Annotated in this window: 18 protein-coding genes and 1 pseudogene; 2 read left to right on the top strand and 17 right to left on the bottom strand. The window is 36.2% G+C overall.

Going from position 1 to position 19360, the window contains the following annotated elements; genetic code table 11:
• The first annotated feature begins 268 nt into the window (after nucleotides 1-268).
• Nucleotides 269-946, top strand: a complete 678-nt coding sequence (locus H560_RS0114745) for a DUF4197 family protein (protein ID WP_027380755.1) — start codon at nucleotides 269-271, stop codon at nucleotides 944-946.
• Between the two features lie 42 nt (nucleotides 947-988).
• Nucleotides 989-1294, top strand: a complete 306-nt coding sequence (locus H560_RS0114740) for a DUF493 family protein (RefSeq protein ID WP_027380754.1) — start codon at nucleotides 989-991, stop codon at nucleotides 1292-1294.
• Nucleotides 1295-1353: 59 nt separating this feature from the next.
• Here the strand turns inward: H560_RS0114740 and H560_RS0114735 are convergent, their stop codons facing one another.
• From H560_RS0114735 to H560_RS21720, 17 genes and pseudogenes are all read right to left on the bottom strand, one after another.
• Complete coding sequence (locus tag H560_RS0114735; RefSeq protein WP_027380753.1) at nucleotides 1354-1704, bottom strand: ArsC/Spx/MgsR family protein; 351 nt, start codon at nucleotides 1702-1704, stop codon at nucleotides 1354-1356.
• An 86-nt stretch (nucleotides 1705-1790) separates the two neighbouring features.
• Nucleotides 1791-2405 carry a deoxynucleoside kinase gene (locus H560_RS0114730; protein ID WP_027380752.1) on the bottom strand — a complete coding sequence of 205 codons (615 nt, stop codon included), beginning with the start codon at nucleotides 2403-2405 and terminating at the stop codon, nucleotides 1791-1793.
• Nucleotides 2406-2438: 33 nt separating this feature from the next.
• On the bottom strand, nucleotides 2439-3416 hold the full coding sequence (locus H560_RS0114725; protein WP_027380751.1) for a hypothetical protein: 978 nt from the start codon (nucleotides 3414-3416) through the stop codon (nucleotides 2439-2441).
• A 60-nt stretch (nucleotides 3417-3476) separates the two neighbouring features.
• A complete protein-coding gene (locus tag H560_RS0114720) occupies nucleotides 3477-4502 on the bottom strand; it encodes a glutaminyl-peptide cyclotransferase (RefSeq protein ID WP_027380750.1) in 1026 nt (341 codons plus the stop codon).
• 11 nt (nucleotides 4503-4513) lie between these two features.
• Complete coding sequence (locus tag H560_RS0114715; protein ID WP_027380749.1) at nucleotides 4514-5536, bottom strand: glutaminyl-peptide cyclotransferase; 1023 nt, start codon at nucleotides 5534-5536, stop codon at nucleotides 4514-4516.
• 162 nt (nucleotides 5537-5698) lie between these two features.
• On the bottom strand, nucleotides 5699-6124 hold the full coding sequence (locus H560_RS0114710; RefSeq protein WP_027380748.1) for an SRPBCC family protein: 426 nt from the start codon (nucleotides 6122-6124) through the stop codon (nucleotides 5699-5701).
• 243 nt (nucleotides 6125-6367) lie between these two features.
• Nucleotides 6368-7906, bottom strand: coding sequence for a Na+/H+ antiporter (locus tag H560_RS21730; protein ID WP_228372487.1), 1539 nt, complete (start codon nucleotides 7904-7906; stop codon nucleotides 6368-6370).
• Between the two features lie 40 nt (nucleotides 7907-7946).
• Complete coding sequence (locus tag H560_RS0114700) at nucleotides 7947-8951, bottom strand: bestrophin family protein (protein WP_027380747.1); 1005 nt, start codon at nucleotides 8949-8951, stop codon at nucleotides 7947-7949.
• Nucleotides 8952-9054: 103 nt separating this feature from the next.
• Nucleotides 9055-9729, bottom strand: coding sequence for a DUF2490 domain-containing protein (locus H560_RS0114695; protein ID WP_027380746.1), 675 nt, complete (start codon nucleotides 9727-9729; stop codon nucleotides 9055-9057).
• A 200-nt stretch (nucleotides 9730-9929) separates the two neighbouring features.
• Nucleotides 9930-10379 carry a VOC family protein gene (locus H560_RS0114690; RefSeq protein WP_027380745.1) on the bottom strand — a complete coding sequence of 150 codons (450 nt, stop codon included), beginning with the start codon at nucleotides 10377-10379 and terminating at the stop codon, nucleotides 9930-9932.
• Between the two features lie 40 nt (nucleotides 10380-10419).
• Entirely contained in the window at nucleotides 10420-10962 is a 543-nt protein-coding gene (locus tag H560_RS0114685; RefSeq protein WP_027380744.1) for an SRPBCC family protein, read from the bottom strand.
• Between the two features lie 68 nt (nucleotides 10963-11030).
• The gene (locus tag H560_RS0114680; RefSeq protein WP_027380743.1) at nucleotides 11031-11402 is read right to left on the bottom strand and encodes a VOC family protein; all 372 of its coding nucleotides are present in this window, start codon (nucleotides 11400-11402) and stop codon (nucleotides 11031-11033) included.
• Nucleotides 11399-11803, bottom strand: coding sequence for a hypothetical protein (locus H560_RS21725; RefSeq protein ID WP_051289347.1), 405 nt, complete (start codon nucleotides 11801-11803; stop codon nucleotides 11399-11401). The genes H560_RS0114680 and H560_RS21725 overlap by 4 nt, the downstream gene beginning before the upstream one ends.
• Before the next feature lie 2 nt (nucleotides 11804-11805).
• A complete protein-coding gene (locus H560_RS0114670) occupies nucleotides 11806-12276 on the bottom strand; it encodes a hypothetical protein (protein ID WP_027380742.1) in 471 nt (156 codons plus the stop codon).
• Between the two features lie 15 nt (nucleotides 12277-12291).
• Nucleotides 12292-12747 (bottom strand): DUF1569 domain-containing protein, encoded by a 456-nt coding sequence (locus H560_RS0114665; RefSeq protein ID WP_027380741.1) that lies wholly within the window; start codon nucleotides 12745-12747, stop codon nucleotides 12292-12294.
• A 166-nt stretch (nucleotides 12748-12913) separates the two neighbouring features.
• The gene (locus tag H560_RS0114660) at nucleotides 12914-13402 is read right to left on the bottom strand and encodes an ecotin family protein (protein ID WP_027380740.1); all 489 of its coding nucleotides are present in this window, start codon (nucleotides 13400-13402) and stop codon (nucleotides 12914-12916) included.
• A 39-nt stretch (nucleotides 13403-13441) separates the two neighbouring features.
• Nucleotides 13442-19344 (bottom strand): annotated as a pseudogene (locus H560_RS21720) (alpha-2-macroglobulin family protein).
• Nucleotides 19345-19360: the final 16 nt, after the last annotated feature.

Here is a 19360-nt window from a genome sequence, read left to right as displayed (position 1 = left end):
AATTATAAAATTATACGTAATATAGTTAATAATTCTTAAAAATTCTATAAAAAAATGGGTTTGCAAGTAAAATATTAAAGTAAAACAGATTTTAACAATATTTCACCAATGTTAACCATATTTTAAATAAAAAAAATACAATCGATTATTCTGAATATTTTAAGATAAAACCCCCGTTTTTGAGCTAAGACTTAATATTTTGTTAAACAGATAATAGTCTTTAACTTTGGTTCGCTATTTGAAAGTATAAAACGTTTAATTAATCGTAATGAAGAAATATATCATCGCTGCCGCTTTAGTTATCGGAACGGGAACGGTTATCAATACTACCGTGCAGTCGTGCACATCATTGGCAACTACTGATCTCGGGTTGTCCATTATTAAAAGATTCCTTTTAAACGGGATAGATAAAGGAGTGAATATTTACAGCAATAAAGAAGCATTCCTGCAAAACAATATGGTAGACAAAGCACTTCCAAAACAGCTTAGAGAAATCAACTCAATACTGGAAAAAGTGGCGCCGTCACTAGTGGCAAAAGAAAGAGAATATATTGCTGATGCTGCAGTATATACCGTAAATATTTCCAAGCCCATCCTTGTAAATGCGGTAAACAGCCTGAATTCACAGGATGTTACAAGAATTATCCAGGGAGAAAAAGGAACTGCCACAAAGATTTTAAAGGAAAAAACAGCCCAGCAGCTGGTGGCGGCTATCGCTCCGAAAGTAGATCAGCAGCTTAATCAGTACGGGATTGTGAAAAGCATCAATACCGCTTTATCAGGAAGTAATTTACTGGGAAGTCTTCTGGGCGGAAATAAAGCCACAGTGAATGCCGGCGGATTAAGCCAGCTTGCTTCTGAGCAGCTTGTAGACGGTATATTTAATATTATTGAAGATTACGAAATTCAAAACTCCAAGTCGCTACTGGGACCGCTTGGAAAATAGAAAAATTTTCGTTATTTTTATATATAAATTTAAAATTTGTAGATGGATATATTACAAGGAAATCAACATGCAAGCCCTGAAGATTTTTACAATTCTTTAAGGGAAAAACTGGAAGATCACCATGATTTTCCAGAGGACTATTTATTCAAATTCATCATTCCGACAGATCAGTCGAAGCTTACGGAAATATACAGGGTTTTTGACGGTATCAAATTTACATTGGGTAACCGTGAAAGCAAAAACGGAAAATATACAGCATGTAATATCAACGCATTTGTTCTGGATGCAGATCAGGTAGTGAGTATTTATAAAGAAGTCGCAAGAATAGAAGGCGTAATTCTTCTATAAGAAACAAAAAAGTCAGCTTTACCGCTGACTTTTTCAGTTTAAATTTTTAATATAATTTATTATTTTTCAATAAAGTATTTTACATTCTCTACCGGTCTTCCCAGCATAGCCACAGAGCCTTTTATAAGTATTGGTCTTTGGATTAATGAAGGATTTTCAGATAAGATTTTTATCCATTCTTCTTCGGATAAGTTTTTATTAGCAAAATTTTCGAGATATAATTTTTCTGTTTTCCTGATGATATGAAAAACACTTTGATTTAGTTTTTTTAAAACTGTTTTAATCTCCAAAGCACTTAAAGGATCTTCCACAATATTGATAATCTCAAACGGCACGCCGTTCTCGTCCAGATACTCCAAAACCGCATTGGATTTTGAGCAATTTCCATTATGTAAAACCTTTACCAACATTTTTGATTGTATTAAAAATTCCAACTTGCTAAACAAAATTAGAAAGAATTAAGAGAATCCTCCTTTTAATTTATGATAAATCTTTGTTAAAACAGCCCGTTCAGTTCTGCCTCTATTTTTTCTAAAATAAAACCAAAATCTTCCGGTTTTTCTACAAAATCTAGGTCATCCACCTCAATAATCAGCAATTTCCCTTCCGTATAATTAGAAATCCATTTTTCGTATTTCTGATTGAGTTTAGAAAGATATTCTATACTGATAGAAGCTTCATATTCCCTTCCTCTTTTGTAAATTTTCTTCACAAGATTCGGAACGTCAGATTTAAGATAAATCAATAAATCCGGCGCGGAAACGAAAGATTTCATCAGGCTGAATACAGCTGCATAATTATTAAAATCCCTGTCTGAAAGAAGGTTCATATCATTCAGGTTTTCAGCAAAAATATGGGCATCTTCATAGATAGTACGATCTTGGATAATGTTTTTCCCACTTTCCCTGATCTCCTTTACCTGACGGAATCTGCTTCCTAAAAAATAAATCTGTAAAGCAAAACTCCATTTGCTCATATCTGCGTAAAAATCTTCCAAGTAAGGATTGTGATCTACATCTTCAAACTGCGCATCCCAACCGTAGTGCTTTGCAAGCATTGTAGTAAGCGTAGTTTTTCCTGCTCCAATATTTCCTGTAACTGCAATATGCATATTTTCTTTACTATAATTATTGATTACCCATCACTAAATTCCGGCAGACTGAACTTCTGAGCTTTCCTCGATCAGCTTCTGCAAAGAGCTTTCCGCAGGATTTTTGCTTTCAATTTCCTGAGTCTTTTTTTCCAGTTTACCTTCCGGGCTGTCTGGTTCTGCAGGCTTCTCAGCTGATTTTTCTACATCCTGTTCCGTGTCCTTTTGTTTGGGATCCGGCTCTGTCTGCGGCTTAGTTTCTTTATTATTTTCGAGGTTGTAAAGATAGAGTTTGTTCGCTTTGATTTCAAAATAAGAAAGGGTGTTTTTATCCACAATTTGCGAGTCAGGATCCTGAAAAATTTTCACCATTTCTTTTTCGGGGATGTATTTTAAAATAGAATTATTGGTTATTACCAAAATAGATTCATTCTCTCTTCTGAAGCGTTTACCATTTTCGATGGGAGCTTCAAATATTTTTTCAAACTTAAAGCTAAACACACGGATATGCTGTCTTGTTAAAATATAAATTTTATTTTCATACACCAGAAGATCCATCAGATCATCAAAGCTGGCATCAAAAGGATAAGAATTGATGGTTGTTTCGTTCCTGAAATTATACTGGATCAGTCTCTTTGTGCTTTCATCCAGAAGCCACAGTTGCTGCAGATCTTCCGCATAAGCCATTTTAATAAACCCGAATTTCTGCTTAAAATCAACTTTCTGGATTTCGTTCAGATTCTGGTCTACAAACTTCATTTCCTGGGCATTTTCTGAAAAAAGAGGAACGCTTAAAGGATTCTGAACAGTCTGTACTTTATAAGGCACGGTAAGCATCATCTTCCCAATCTGCTTTCCGAGAGAATCATACTTTGTGAAGCTGAAATCTTTGTTTTTGTAGATGTACAAATTTCCGTAATCGTCGGCAAGCATATCCTTCGCTTCCTTAAGCTTCAATGTGTCTAAAGGAATAGGTTTCTGTGCATGTAATGAACAGAAAATCAGCGCAAATATTATTTGTAATAGTTTCAAATTTTTATACTAAAGAACATTCCGTAGAACGTGAACAATTTACGTATTATTTTTATAAAGTTATTTAATCACAACTTCATAGATTTTAGGCCAGTTCTTTCCTGTTACTAACATATTTTCACCTTTGAAAGCAATCCCATTTAAAACATGCTCCTTGCTATCTTTGGTATTTTCATCAGTAATTTTTGTAAAGTCAAGCCTTCCCACAACCTCTCCCGTCATTGGATTTATCTTTAAAATGTAAGGTTTATACCAGACATTGGCATAAATAAATCCTTTATGATATTCCAATTCATTAATTTGATTGTAAATATCTTTATTTCCTCCCACAGAAAGAGTTTTAATAACTTTTGAAGGATTATTAACATCTAAAAAATACAGATCATTTGATCCTGAATCAGCTATGAGATGCTGTCCATCGTAAGTTAATCCCCAACCTTCACCAAATTCATTAGGCAAAGGAAATTCCGAGATTTTTTTAAATGTATTTTTATCGTAAATAAAACCAATTTTATCCTTATAAGTCAGCTGATAAATTTTATCCCCAACAATAGCGCAGCCCTCTGAGAAGACTTTCGGAGGCTGCTTTTCAATTAAGCCTGGTGTTGTACTTCCTAATGTATATTTTATTAATTGTGATTTACCTTCAATACCGTCACTTTCATAGATTGTATTTCCCTCCATGAGAAAACCTTCCACAAAGTTCTTTGGATCATGAGGATATTCTGCCACGATTTCATAAGCAATATTCTGTTCAGGAATTTTTGAAAAAACATTAATGGTGGCGTCCTGAGTAAGGGTTTCGCCGCTTTTAGTTTTAATATTAAAAGTAACTTCATTACTTCCGAATCTGAAAAACTTCGGATCAACGGTTAAATTATATGTTTCTTTATCTCCAAAGCTGATTGAAATACTTTCCGAATTATCAGTCACATCTTGCGGAAGTATTATTTTATCCCCATAATGATATCCTTTTTCCTTCACCGAATTGTTATAATCCGCCAGAGAATCCAGAATTTTCCTGTCATTTTTACAAGAGACCAATAGCAGGACTACTGTAAAGTATGCAATCAGACTTTTCTTCACTTTAAAATAAATTACTTAATCGCAACCTCATAAATTTTCGTCCAGTTCTTCCCTGTTACCAGCATATTTTCACCTTTGAAAGTAATCCCGTTCAGTACGTCATCACTTCCTTTCGTATTTTGTTTTGCGATTTCCGTAAAGTCAAATGTTCCTACTACTTCTCCGTTAGCAGGATTTATTTTTAAAACTATAGGTTTCTGCCATACGTTTGCATAGATGAATCCGTTGTGGAATTCCAGTTCGTTCAGCTGGTCATAGGCTTGAGAGCTTCCGGCAACAGCAATATATTTTACCATTTTAGAAGGATCATTTACATCAAGGAAATATAATAATTTACTTCCGTCTGAAGCTATCAGATTCTTCCCGTCATACGTAAGTCCCCAACCTTCCCCAAGTACATTTGGATAGGCAAATTCTGATAATAATTTTAATGAATTTTTATCATAAACATACCCTTTTTTGCTCTGCCAGGTCAGCTGGTACACTTTATCCCCTACAATCGTGCTTCCTTCAGAAAAATCTTCCTGAGCCTGCTTTGTAGAGGCAAGCGGAGTGGTAGTTCCAAGGGTATATTTCAGGATTTGTGAAGAGCCGTTCTGGCCGTCACTTTCATAAATTGTGTTGCCTTCTATCTGGAATCCCTGCACGAAGTTTTTAGGGTCGTGAGGATATTCTGCTACAATCTGATAATTTATATTTTTTTCAGGACTTTTAGCAAAAACATTAATGGTTGCATCCTGTGTAAGTGTTTCTCCTCCTTTCGTTTTAATATTGAAAGTTACCGCATTGTCACCCAGCGTAAAAAATTTCGGATCTACTACAAGGCTTGAAGTTTCTTTGTCTCCAAAGCTTATGGTAACGCTTTCCGCTTCATCTGTAACCTCTTTCGGAAGCGCCAGCTTATCTCCGAAATGATATCCTTTCTGCTCCATAGAATTGTTGTAATCCGCCAGGGAATCAAGGATCTTTTTATCATCTTTACACGAAACCAACAACAAGACTGCTGCAAAACCAGCTATAATATTTTTTTTCATTGACTTTTTTAAATATTTTCCAAAATTAGCAAATTTTATTCCTCTTTGCTAATTTCGTTGATATGTTGACCAAATTGTAATATATATCCGTTATTATCATAGATAGCAAACTCCCTCATTCCCCGCTCTAATGTCTCAATTTCATAGTTTACTTTAATATTCCTAGCTCTCTAAATAAGGCTTCAGGCTCTGCCCGATAATTCCGTTCCATCCTTCTGTAAAAGAATCCCGTGAAAAGCTATCACCTAAATCTTTAAAATTATCAATATCATCATGAGTAAGCTTAATTATAGTCTGGTCTTCTTCCGGCTGAAGTTCCCAGGTGACTGTACTTTTCAGGTCTGAAAATTTGGGATAAGACCATGTATGCTTTAATTTCTGATTTGGAATAATTTCTAAAATTTCTGCCACATGATGAAATTTTTTCTCTTCGCCCGGCTCGTAAAAATTGAACATTTTCCCAACCCAAAGATCAAAGTCAGCGATATCAAAATACCAGGATTTCATTTCGTTTTTGTCGGTTAATGCTTTCCATACTTTTTCGGTTGGTGCATTTACTTTGTATTCTATGATAATTGGATTGCTCATATTTGATGTTTTTTACATTTAACTGAAAAATTAGCAATAATTATTTACAATGACAAAAGCTACAAAGGTTTTGTACTAAATTTAAGATAATTTAATTGATTATCCTTTTCAGCAAGCTCTTACACAAGCGTAAAAAGCTTTTAAGATAATTTTAATTCAATAAAAAGTTATCCGTGAGAAAAGCCGGTGATTTTTGCCTCATCGAAATCAAGCTGCATTTCTATGGTTCTCATTACATGATCATCAAAAATTTTCTCGCGTTTCATACGGTGAAGCTCCATTTCTCTGCGCCTGAATAATCTGCCTCATTACGTCCTTATTTTCATTCATAGCTGTTACATAATCTCCTGTGGAAGCCATACACTGGGCTTTGTCTGCCATCATCATCATTTCGTTTTCCAATTTATGCTTCTGATGCTGAACCAGGCTGTTTTTTTGTGCCAATTCCGAGAAATCATTTTCTAATTTTGACAAAGCGGTTTCTTTCAATTTCCTCATTAAAATCACTTCCTGCTTTTCTTCGGGAAGCTCACTTCCGGCGTCATCTATTTTTAAAAATTTCAAAATAGGTGTTAATAATAAACCCTGCCCTACCAAAGTAATTAATATAATAACAAAAGTTACGAATAAGATGATATTCCGGTGCGGAAACGCTTCTCCATTCGGCAAAAAGGCCGGTATGGACAATGCCGCCGCCAGAGAAACCACCCCTCTCATGGCTGCAAAGCTGATGATAAACGGTTCTCGCCAATCTGGTTTGGGAGATTTTAACCTCAATTCTTTAGAACAAAGCCTCGGAAAATACATTAAAGCATAACTGTAAAGAATTCTTGTTCCAATTATAGCTCCTCCAATGACGATGCTGTAAAAAATTCCTTCTGAAATGGTATAATCTTTCATTGCTGCAACTACAACCGGTAATTCCAGACCTATTAAAATGAAAATAATGGTATTCATTAAAAATATAAGGACGCTCCAAACATTTCCCGACTGGATTCTTGAGGTATGACTTAAATAACAATGTGAATTATAAGACATTAACAATCCACCCGCAACCACAGACAGCACTCCTGAAAAATGAAAATGTTCTGCCGCCACATACATTACGTAAGGAACGATAAGGGTGATAATGGTATCAATATTTGAGTTGGAAGGAATGATCCTTAGCAAAGTTCCGAAAAGGAAACCCAGCCCGACACCCATTGCGATACCTCCTACTGCCATTGAGAAAAAATCTTTTATAGCTTCTCCAAAAATAAACTGCCCCGAAATAACTGCTGCTAAAGCGAATTTAAATACAATTAAACTCGATGCATCGTTGATCAGGCTTTCTCCCTCCAGAATCGTGGTGATCTTTTTAGGAATTTTCATGTGCTTTAAAACAGAAGTTGCGGCTACGGCATCCGGCGGAGAATTTACACCTCCCAGCAAAAATCCCATCGCCACCGTAAGCCCCGGAATAATGGATGACGAAAGATAGGCCACCACAATAGATGTTAAAAATACCAATCCGAAAGCCATGGAAAAAATCTGCTTTCTCCATTTGTGAAAATCCTGCCATGACGTAAACCACGCCGCTTCAAATAAAATCGGCGGAAGGAAGATCAGGAAAACCAGATCCGGCTCTATCTCAATATGCGGCATTCCCGGGACAAGGCTCACTAAAAGCCCTGCAATAACTAGGAAAATGGGATATGCCACTTTCAGTTTTTGTCCAATCATTACCAATATCATCACAGAAAGCAGCACTGCAATAGATATTATTACATAATTATGAATCATTATATTGTTTGTTTATTTAATTTTAATGATATGTTCTGAATTAAAGAACAATATTATTCTTCGGGGCCAGTGCCGGCGGAAGATCTGCTTCATCCAGCATATCTCTCATATCAATCTCAATCGTGCGGCTGATCTGGGTAATCGGCACATCATTAGGGCTTCCTTCGAATGGGTTCACAGAAGCCTCCCCCACACTATCCAGCGTATGGAAACACCACGTTACCAGTAAAGAAAACGGAATATTGAACCATAAAGTATAGCCTTCGATGATCGTTCCTTCTCCCAGCTTATCAAATTCTTTCAACAGCCCGAAAGGCACAAAAATGATAAACAACAGCAAAAGATAAGTGGTAATGGAAGAAAAATTCCTGGGATACGGAAAGTTTTTAATTCTCTCCGCTTTTCCCTGATTGTCTGTGAATTTCACCAGCTGCTGATTGATCTGAGTCCATTGAAAATCATTAATTTCGCCATTTTTGTAGGCCTCCGACAATTCTTTACTCTGGCTTGCCATTAATTGGGTAGCCCTGTTTTTTTTCGATATGATATATTGAAATTCTTCCTCCGAAAGATAGCCTTTCAGTTCATCTTCCAGCTTGGAAAGCCTTTCAGGAATATCATATTTTTTTGCATATTCATCAAACTGTGCGGTTTTCATATTTTCCCAGGCTCTCGGCTCACGAAGCTGATAACGAAGCGCAGTAAGCCATGCATAATGCCTGAGAAACATTTCCTTCACTTTTGCCGGATTCCTTGCAGAAAGAGAATCTCTTACAATATATCCAAAGCTGCGGCTGTCATTGATAATGGCTCCGTAAATCTGGCGGGCCTCCCAAAGACGGCTGTAACTTGCATTGTTTTTAAATCCGACGATGAAAGCTACAGCAGTTCCCATGATGGCAATCGGCTGCCACGGAAATGAAAGAAACTTCCACCCGAAAAAGTACATCACGGTAGGAATAACCGCCAAAATAGCCAGGCAATAGATACTTCTTCTTGTCCAGACAATGAATTCTAAAGCTCCAAATTTTTTCCCTGAATGCATCCCGTTATTAGTTTTTAAATTTTAAACTTATTTTTTAATTTTAGTAAATATTTTACAGATATAAAATTAATCTAAATGAATAGACAATTCATCATTCATTATGTTAGTTTTTTGTGAAGGGGATATTGTTATAAAATCCGATCTGGATTTGCCCGCGATTCTTATTTTCCTGAATCTGGTTCATATACCCTGCTTCAATTCTCATATTTTTATTGATTACATACCCCAAAGCGCCATACACCCTGTTTCTGTCGAAAACCGGACTGTCAAAATGAAGAAAAATTTCATTATAAACTGATCCGTAAAAAGTTTTTGGAAGCATTTCCTTATTATTGATCGGTATATTCAAGCCAAGCAGGTAACGGAATCTCATCCTGAAATCGTCCTGCAGAAAACGCTCTTCCAATCTGTAACGATGCTGAATATTAAAACGTCCAAACTTCTGTTTTGTGATAAACTGCTGGAATATGCGATGTTCTATATTTTCGGTTTTTTCACCATTGACATAAGGTTTGCTTAAAATAAAACCGTAACCCAGCAATATATTGTTATTATTCTCCGTTAAATCATACCCGATTCCGGTACGGATCAACAGCTGCTCAAGATCTCCGCCTGCATTGAAATTCCTGTACTGAACCTCATTATGCCAGTTGAATTTTTTGCTTATCTTATTGTTCCCGAAATACATATACCATGCCCCCAGATCATTTTCCTGCGCAGATAATGAAACTGCAGAAAAAGCAAATGCACTAATAATCAATTTTTTAAAAAACTTCATCCTTATTTAAATTTATTATTAAAATCTATCAAATAATTGAATTCAATATTAATTATCAATAATAAGGAAAATTATTTTTTTATGAAAATTTATTATGCCTTAACCAATAGGCTATAAACCGTAAGCCTTAAAACTTAATTTATAAAAATAAAAAACCAACAGATAACTGCTGGTTTGATTTTTTATATTTGAATAAAATATTAAGGATGCTGCTGCATTTTTGCAGGATCATCATAGTTTACCATCCAGTTGATCCCGAATTTATCGGTGAACATTCCGAAATATGCGCCCCAGAAGGTATCTGCCATTGGCATTGTTACCATTCCTCCAGCTGAAAGTCCGTTGAATAGCTTTTCTGCTTCCTCCTTAGATTCTGCATTGATTGAAACTGAAAAATTATTTCCCTGCTTCAACTGAGGTGCCCAGTCACAACCCGCATCGCTGCCCATTAAAATTGTTTCCTTAGAAATAGGAAGAGATACGTGCATGATTTTGTTTTTATCTTCTTCTTTAGTTTCCTGGCCTTCCATTGGAGGCATTTCCCCGAAAGTTCCGATGTAAGGATATTCTCCCCCGAAAACAGACTTATAAAAATCAAATGCTTCTTTGCAATTTCCGTTGAACGTAAGGTAAACGTTTACTGTTGCCATAATTGTATTTTTTTTAGTTGAGTTAAATTCAGTTTTGAGTTTAAGGTTTTTCTGATAAATTTTTAAGATTAGTCAGTCCTTCCTGATAATCTTTCCCGATTGCCGCTTCCATGTCCATAAATAGTTTCATCACGGTAAAAGGGTAAGGAATTGTAGAAGTGAAACCCCATGTCGCTTTACTTCCACTGCCTTCCGGAACTACTGTTACAAAAGCATTTGCTTCACTTTCGTAAGGTGTCAGGAAACGGATTTCAGTATCAATTCTTTTATTGGCCTCGTCTATTTTTTTCACTTCCTGGCAGCCTTTTCCAGCTTCTTCTTTGGCGCTGCTCCAGCACATTTTTTCACCCGGCTGGCCTGTAGTACCGGTCCAGTCTTTTTTCATGTTTGGGTCAATATCATTCCATGGGCTCCACTGATCCATTGCTTTCAGGGTATTGGTATTTTGCCATACTTTATCCACAGGAGCATTGATGGAAATTGATTTTTCGTACTTACAGTCCCCTGAAATAAAAAACGCAACGATGAGCCAGAAGATTAATATTGATGCCAGGACAATAATGGTCCATTTTAAAATTTTCATATTGATGTTTTTTTTAAAATTAGTTTTTAAGCTATTCCTTTTAACCGTAGAAGATTAAATCAGTCATTTTATCGGTGCTGATCTATTAAAATCATATTTCCATCCGGGTCTTTCAGGTAGATATGTTCCGGACCGGAAGTGGATTCATCGGCTTCTCTTTCCAAAGCAACTCCCTGCTCCTTCAAATGCTTCTGAATATCACGTACATCATCAAATGTATCCAGATTCTGAGCATTCTGATCCCAACCCGGATTGAAGGTAAGCATATTGCCGTCAAACATCGCCTGAAAAAGACCAATGATATGATCTCCATTCTTCATGATCAGGTAATTCTGTTCCATGCCTCCGCCCATTGTACTGAATCCTAATTTTTCATAAAAGTCTTTTGATTTTTGGAGATCTTTTACACTTAAACTAATTGAAAATGCGCCTAATTTCATGCTTTATTTTTATTTAATGCTAATTTATATCCTGCTAAAACAAGCCCCCACACAGCAATTCCTAAAACCCAGAACCAGCCGGGAGTGGGTAAAACAACCATATTGTAAACAGTAGCCAGCAAAAAGAAAATACCACAGATTACGGCAGACCTCATCTTTCCGTCATTTGCTATTTTGGTGGAAACAAATCCTGAAACAAGGGCACCCACTGCGTAAGCTAAAATTACAAACAGTAAAGCCATAAACGGGGCTGTTGCCACATATTCTTTAAAGGCATCCACATCATCAGCCTTAATGCCTTCCGGAAGCGGATATAATTTGTGCCCGATCCATTCTATTGCGCCGATACACAGCGATCCAGCAACAAGACCACCGATCACGGCTGAGATTTTTCTTATCATGGTTATTGATTTTTAATACGTGTCCGGAAATCCAAAGTTCCGTCATAGCTTTTCCAGTTTCCGACTAATTCAATATACTGACCTTCGATTTTTTCGGTATCCTTATTCCATTTGAATGTATAGATGAACTTTCCTTTGAACATTCCGGAATGCTTCCCTTTGTTTTCTTCCGCCAGCTCATACTCGCCAAAGACAGTACCTTTTTTCTTAGCGTCTTTATATTTTGTAATCGTAAATTTCCCTTCAAACTTAGTATAGTTTTTATCAACAAGGCTGTATCCGGAAACGAAATATTCCTGATCATTTTTTTGATTCTGCTCAGATACGCTTATTTTAAGCCTGATTTCCTGCCTGTCATTTCCAATAGTCCCGATGTAAGGCTTGCTGTTATTCAGCCATACATTCGAAATATTCGGCATCTGTGCAAAGATAAAATTGGAAACAAGAATGAATAGTAATGCTAATTTTTTCATATGTGTAATAATATTTTAAACTCCAAATTGCGCCAGATGATGGTTCAGATGCTTTGCAAACATATTGTTCCATTCCTGTGCTTTCAGCTTTCCGAAAGAAAAAGATTCCTTACCATCAAAAGCGGAAGCTCCCAGCTGCTGTGTTTTCTGGATAAACCCTACAAGACGTTTCTTTTCTTCATCGAAGTTTTTTCTGTCTGTGATGATAAACTGTGGAGCGGTAGGCCCGTTTTGCGGATACGCTTTATCCCCTACTACTTTAGATTTCACAAAAGTTTTCAGGATAAATTTTGCAATTGATCCCGGTTTCTTGTGTTTTTCCGGTTCGTAAACCATTTCATAAGATACGTTGCAGTGCGCCAGCATCTGATCGACTGCCATTTTCCCCCATAATGCCTGAGTTTCCGGGGTAAGATTATTTATCCTATCAATGTAATTCTGAGCATCTTTTGCATCAAAAACGTTTTCCATAGTTTATTTAATTGTTAAAAAAACAAATATATCAGTTTTTATTATCATTTCCCACGATTTGCTTAAAAGAATACAATTTGTTGATTTTAAATAGTTTAAACACCCCTAAAAAAACAAAACCCTCCACCGAAATGAAGAGTTTATGTTATAAATAATCAATTTAAATTTATTTTTCGATCGCCTTTTTCATGGCAGAATCGGCGCATAAAATCCTGTAGCGGACCTCCAGATCTTTTGGAATGTAGAATACCAATGGTGCTTTGCTGTTGTATCTTACCAGCTGCGGCAGAAGTGAAACAAATTTCTTGGTCTTTTTCTGATCTCCACAGCCCATCAGTGTACCTATAGTTTCACCCTTTGATTCTACTTCATAATATTTGTACCCCCATCCCTGAAGATCCTGCTCCTTCATCTGTCCTGCCAGTGAATAGTTATTGCAATCCAGCATTTTTTCGGTTCCTACAAAAAATTCTACTTTCAGTGCATCTTCATTTTTCTCAACCGGAAGCTGAATGTATACCTGCTTATCTCCGGTTTTTGCTTTCGGGTACATGGATATATCAAGCTTCTCATATTTTTCAATTTTCTTTTGTGAAAATATATTAATCCCGATAAAAATAGCCGATCCGGCAAGCAATGTTCTTGAAATATTCATCTGTATTTTTTTAATTTAATGCTACTGCTCATTCAAAAACTATTCCGAAATCTGAACGTTGGTGCCTTTTGTATGGCTATTCATCTGCGGTGCATAGTAGTTCTGCATTGTGGTTATTCCGTTTGAGAATTTTCCTGATGCATTGGCTACATAATCATACTCAAAAACATACTTTCCTTTCGGCATGTATTCTATGTAGAAATTAGTGGATGCATCTTTTGTAGACTGATAATAGCCCAGGTTATTTTTCCACTGGTAGCCGGACATCACATCCAGAGGCTCAAATCCCGCTGCCCTCATATCTTTAATGTGGATGAATTCCATTGAACGGTCTGTGTTCAGGATCATTCTCACCGTTACCTTATCACCTATTTTAAGCGGGGTTTCCGGAGTAATCTTCTGCAATTCTTCACCATTCACCGTTTTGATCTTTTTGTACAGTTCTTTGGTGATTGAAATGTAATTTTCAGAAGATTTTATCTTATCCAAATCTTCATAATACTGCCAGAACAACCCTCCCTGAACAATTCCGGGACCTGGTTTTGTAACGGTAACTGTTGCTAAATTTTTGTCTACAACATCAGTTTTAACCGAGGATTTCACATATCCCGTCGCCTGAGTCTGCGGCTGCAGCTCTTTTCCGCCCCAAATAATGGTTGCTTTATCACTTTCAGCACTCGTCCATGATTTCCCTGAATTTAAAATGGTAAAGATCACTTCCGAAGTTCCTCTTGAGCTTCCCCATGAATTGACTTCTTTCTGTGTAATCAGCCAGATTTTCATTTCCTCGATGAAGTTTTGATCATTAGGCTTCAGCTTATTGAAGGCTTCCAGAGCTCCTGCATGATTTACCACTTTAGAATTAAACCAGCCCCAGTCGTTCAGGTTCTGTTTCCAGTAAACGCCCTGCGTTTTGGTATCTGTAGAGGTTTCTTTTAAATAATTCATTAATTTATCTGAAACATCTTTCATTCCGTAATCGTTCAGCAACAAGGCAGCACGGTGCAGCCCGAAGAATGTAAAGCTGGTAAGTTTTGCCGTTTTTGCTTTTTGCTTGATCAAAGTTTTTAAAGCCCCTCCTTTTCCTTTCAAAGGATATTCTTTCTCCCAGTAGTTTCTGGTGTCCAGGTAATCAAGGGCCCAGTTGGTCATGACCTGTTCTTTTTTAACATCTACATATTTATCAATTTCATTATCAAGATATGCTGTAAGCTTTTTCACCAGCTCTTTCTGTTCAGAACTCTGATATTCATTCACATTATCTTTAAGCCAGCTATTAATTTTACCTAGATTTTTAAGTATATATAAAGACGTTGAATAAGAGCTCTGATATCCCTGATACCATGAGAATCCTCCATCCGGGTTCTGCAGTTTTGCGAAATCGCTCCAATCCTGACTGATGGAATTTTTCATAGAATTAACATCAAATAAAAGCGCTAATTTCTGCATTTGTTCCTGCTCATTTTTACTTTCCAGCACCCATGGTGTTTCTTCCAGTAAAAGCTGTTTCAGTTCCTGATTTTTTTCAAGATTTGAGTTTAATAATCCTTTATCCTGATATTCTTCGAAGATGGTTTTCATTTTCGGATTGGCTTTAAAAATTTCTGAAGCCAGAACATCCGCAAACCATTTATTAAAGATAACATCGGCAGAATTATTCTGATCATTTTTAAGGCTTGGAAGCGCAAACATTATTTCCCAGATCGGGTTTGTAGTCAGCTCAAGGGTATTGGAAACATTGGAAACCGTATTAGAATTATTATTTTTAAGGTTATCCAACACAAAAGTTTTCGTTTCCCCTTCTTTCACAAAAACAGGAACGGCATCTGTTACCAGCATTCTGTTCGGAAGCACCGCAATCGCCTGCTGCTCGCCGTCAGAATATGCTCCGGCTTTAGCAACCACTTTTAAAATGATGGATGAAACATTATTCGGAACCTTTAATTTCCATGTCAACGCTGAGTTGCCGTTTTCATTGATATTAAAATCCTGATTGTTTATATTTAAACCAAACTGAGAAGAAAGATCTTCATTGGTAAAGGCATCCAAAATTTGTAAGCTTGCTGTACCATTCAGTTTTTTATTGGTAAGATTTGAAAGTTTTGACTGTAGATTCAGCTCATCTCCTTCTCTTAAAAATCTAGGATAATTAGGCGTTACGGAAAATTCTTTCTGTGTTACCACCTCTTTTTCCAAAGTTGCTGCCCTTGCATCTTTTGTGTGAGCAAGGAACATCAGCTTCCATTTTGTAAGAGCTTCCGGGGAGGTAAATTCAAAGCTCACATTGCCATCTGAATCTGTTTTTAAATCAGGATAGAAGAATGCAGTTTCATTGAGATTCTGGCGGACAGGGACTTTTTCCAAAGCTTCTGCTTCATCCATTTCGGAAGCGCCTGCTTTATCACTCTGGACATTTGCTGCTTTTTTTGCCATTGGAGCAGCCATAGCGTGAACTCTCATATTTTGACCTGGCATAGATGATTCCACTTCCATGGCTTCCATTTTCATAGGTCTAGGGCATCCATTATAATCCGATAATCCCGGTACAGTAGGACACACATCATTAGAATCCAAAACTCCGTCACCATCAGTATCCCCTTGACCAGAACCAATTTTTCCGTCAAACCAATTATACTGTGGAACTTCCACATGGCTTCCATTAAAATATTTAACTCTTTTCTGATAATATTCCGCTAAAAGATTCTTTCTTACATCATACGAAGAGAATAAAGCATAAGGAATATATAAATTCTGCCAGCTAAAGTTATTCGGAACAAATTGATCTAATGACATATCATACATATTGGCCAAAACTTCTGCATTGATTTTTTCCTTATCACCTCCCAAGACTTTTACCGACCATTTTTCTTTAGAATTCGGCTGCAATTTATCCCTGAAAGTGATGGTTTCAATCTTTAACGGCTGCTCGGAATCTTTTATTTTTAAATCTACAGATTTAGTCTGAACATCATTGAACGCAACCACCTGAAACTGAATATTCATAGTAGTTACCGCTTTATCTTTAGGAATTTCCAAGACATATTCCAGCAGCCCGCTTTTCATTTTACGAGCTTCCGAAATGGTTTTTCCGGAACCGTCCTGCACAAAAATGTTTACCAAAGCATCCGGAACCGCTGAATACACATATATTTTTGCTTTTTCACCTCTGGTAACCTCTTCTTTAGGCGATAATACCGTAAGGAAAGTTTTCTGGTTTGATTTTAAAGAATTTTTATCCCAAACACTGAAATACTGTGCTGTTTTTATGGTATCTTTTCCTTCAATATTATACAGCTCAAGCTGGTAATCTCCTGCTTCCAGTTTCCCTAAATCCAGGCTTTCAGATTGTTCTGTTTTTGTTGAAATAATCTGTGATTTCCAGTTTTTAATTTCGTCATTTTTGTCATACAGGTCATGCGGAAATTTACTGATAAACTCTTCTTTTGAAAACTCAGGAAGATCCTGAACACTTGCCTTAAAGTTATCCCTGAAAACACGTTCCGGGGCCTGCAGCTTTGAAAGCTTTACCTGATAAGATTTTTTAAGGTTCTGTTCATTATAATTTTTGGTTTCTACCTTTAATTTTACAGCTTCATCGGAGAAAGTATCTTTAATTTCATCTGCTTTGATATAATGGGAAACGGATGCTACTTTTAATTGCGTGTTGGCAGACTGGGTTTCCCCATTGATGTCGGTTGCAGAAGCATTGATCTCATAATTATCAATCTGAATTCCCTCTAAATTTTCATCTTTTTTAAGGTCTAATTTAATAACAAACTCTCCTTTTTCATTGGTTTTTGCTTCACCCAGCACAGAATTTTCGTTATCATAAACCTGTGGATACCACCCGAAATATTTCCAGCGGATATTGTGCTTTTTGATTTCATAATTAATCGTTGTATTGCTCAGCGCAACTCCCGAGAACATCATTGCTTTCCCTTTCAGCTCAATGGTTTGTCCGTACTTGTATTCACCTTTTACCGGCTCAAAGGTCACTTCAAACTTCGGCCTTTTATATTCTTCAACACTAATGTTTTTGTAACCTTGCGTTGCTTCGTCAGTGCTTAATAAAAATGAACCATTCAATTTACCTTTTGGAAGGATAAAACTGCCGTGGTAAGAACCGAATTCATTGGTTGTAAAGCTTTGTGAAGAAACTTCCTGTCCGTTGGCATCCAAAAGCTTAATCGTCTGTTTAATGCCTTTCGCAACGGATTCAACTTCCTTGTCAATGGTTACGTTAATTACTTTAAAATAAACCGTTTGTCCCGGTCTGTAAATGCCACGATCGGTAAAAATCTGGGCTTTTGTACGGGTTTGTTTGTTGGGGTTATATTCTCCATCATCACTGTCGCCGTAGACCTGCATCATTTGAAAATCATTGGTTTTAGGCTGATTTATCAAATAATATCTGTAATAATCATCATTTTTGGTTGCCGGAAGTCTGAAAACGCCTTTCTCATCAGTTTTTCCTTCAATTTTGTTTAAAGTAGTATTTTGTACGAACTCATACAACGTAAGATTTTCATTTGTTACGGGCTTTCCGGTTTCGCTGTTTACTAATTTTAATTCATTTGCTGAAAAATTTCTTTCATTTTTATTCTGATAAATAATGGTATTATTAGAAACGTAGAAATAAAAATTCTGTCGATTGTCATTGCTTCCGCCGGTTACAGCATATTCAGCCACATAAATTCCGGAAGGGAGCGGTTTGATTTCCAAAGAAGTGGAATGGATTCTATAATCTTTAAGATCCTGAAACTGATAGGTCTCTTTCCTTACCAGATTTTTTTTCATCTTACCAAACATATCAGCGTAAGAATTTCTTGCATATTGCATGAAAGATTTTATATCATCCTTTACTTCATAAATATTTAATGAAAATTCTGATACATTTTTAAACTCGGCCACCAAATGAATTGGCTTGTTGCTTTGAGTCTGCTGTTCATATTTAATATTTAAAGATGAAGCTTTAATCTGCTCTTCCTTATTTTTAATATTTTCTAAAAAAGCTGATTTTGGATATTGATTTTTGGCATTTTCCGCCATCTTTAATGCTTCAGTTTCTTTCTTTTTAGCAATAAGTTCAGACATGATCTCTTCCATGATCAATACTTTGTAATCGCCTTCTGTAGAAGAATTCAGTAAAGTTTTCAGCTGTTCAAGCTTATCTTTACAATGAGTAAAATTGCAATTCTCCTGCAATTTCTGATGCATAAAATACAGCTTGGAATTTCCACTGTTTTGTGCAATTAATTCATCAAAAATAATAATGATCTGCTTGCGGTTTTCTGTAAGCTCATTTTTTGTAAAAAGACCGTTGTTTGAGAGAAAATCCACCTTTTCAATGCATACCAGTCTGCCAGCGTAGGGAAATAGGAAATATTTTTCACATTACTGAAAAGATCCTGATATTTTGTAAGCGAAATTTTACCCATTGCCTGCTTTTGATTGTCAAGCTCCTGGAAATTTTTGGTGATATAATTTTTAAAATCAAGCTTGCTCCAGGTTTCAATTTGTGAAATATCCTGAGAATTAAGATTGGTTCTGCCGTTTATTTTCCATGAGTTCTGGTTATAATAATCCATGAAAAAACCATTCATTAAGACTTTGAAAAGAAGCTTTTCATCACCATTTATATTTTTCTCCGCATTTTGGATTTTACTAAAAAACTGTGATACCGTATCATTTTTTTCATCATCCCTGGTCATGTTTATAATACTGAATTCGCTTTTCAGGGCCTGAATCAGCTGCAGGGTATTATTTTCTTTCATAGCTTGTTTTTGTATGTCTAAAATGATGGGAATATTAGATTTATACGTGCCTTTCTGAAAATTGTCAGCCACTTTTTTCCATTGCTCGTCATAGTATTTCTGAGCAAAGACCACTGAAAAATTCAGCAGCAGAAGCAAAAGCACAAAAATCTTGGAAAATCTTTTCATATATGTTATTTTTGAT

Origin of the sequence: Chryseobacterium daeguense DSM 19388 (assembly GCF_000430825.1) — a bacterium.
GTDB lineage: Bacteria > Bacteroidota > Bacteroidia > Flavobacteriales > Weeksellaceae > Chryseobacterium > Chryseobacterium daeguense.
The sequence above is the reverse complement of the archived record's forward strand: the minus strand, read 5'-3'. Positions and strand labels throughout refer to the sequence as shown.

Coding starts and splice junctions, on each gene's coding strand:
- H560_RS0114745 (WP_027380755.1), top strand. CDS start 269: ATGAAGAAATATATCATCGCTGCCGCTTTAGTTATCGGAACGGGAACG.
- H560_RS0114740 (WP_027380754.1), top strand. CDS start 989: ATGGATATATTACAAGGAAATCAACATGCAAGCCCTGAAGATTTTTAC.
- H560_RS0114735 (WP_027380753.1), bottom strand. CDS start 1,704: ATGTTGGTAAAGGTTTTACATAATGGAAATTGCTCAAAATCCAATGCG.
- H560_RS0114730 (WP_027380752.1), bottom strand. CDS start 2,405: ATGCATATTGCAGTTACAGGAAATATTGGAGCAGGAAAAACTACGCTT.
- H560_RS0114715 (WP_027380749.1), bottom strand. CDS start 5,536: ATGAAAAAAAATATTATAGCTGGTTTTGCAGCAGTCTTGTTGTTGGTT.
- H560_RS0114710 (WP_027380748.1), bottom strand. CDS start 6,124: ATGAGCAATCCAATTATCATAGAATACAAAGTAAATGCACCAACCGAA.
- H560_RS21730 (WP_228372487.1), bottom strand. CDS start 7,906: ATGATTCATAATTATGTAATAATATCTATTGCAGTGCTGCTTTCTGTG.
- H560_RS0114700 (WP_027380747.1), bottom strand. CDS start 8,951: ATGCATTCAGGGAAAAAATTTGGAGCTTTAGAATTCATTGTCTGGACA.
- H560_RS0114695 (WP_027380746.1), bottom strand. CDS start 9,729: ATGAAGTTTTTTAAAAAATTGATTATTAGTGCATTTGCTTTTTCTGCA.
- H560_RS0114690 (WP_027380745.1), bottom strand. CDS start 10,379: ATGGCAACAGTAAACGTTTACCTTACGTTCAACGGAAATTGCAAAGAA.
- H560_RS0114685 (WP_027380744.1), bottom strand. CDS start 10,962: ATGAAAATTTTAAAATGGACCATTATTGTCCTGGCATCAATATTAATC.
- H560_RS0114680 (WP_027380743.1), bottom strand. CDS start 11,402: ATGAAATTAGGCGCATTTTCAATTAGTTTAAGTGTAAAAGATCTCCAA.
- H560_RS21725 (WP_051289347.1), bottom strand. CDS start 11,803: ATGATAAGAAAAATCTCAGCCGTGATCGGTGGTCTTGTTGCTGGATCG.
- H560_RS0114670 (WP_027380742.1), bottom strand. CDS start 12,276: ATGAAAAAATTAGCATTACTATTCATTCTTGTTTCCAATTTTATCTTT.
- H560_RS0114665 (WP_027380741.1), bottom strand. CDS start 12,747: ATGGAAAACGTTTTTGATGCAAAAGATGCTCAGAATTACATTGATAGG.
- H560_RS0114660 (WP_027380740.1), bottom strand. CDS start 13,402: ATGAATATTTCAAGAACATTGCTTGCCGGATCGGCTATTTTTATCGGG.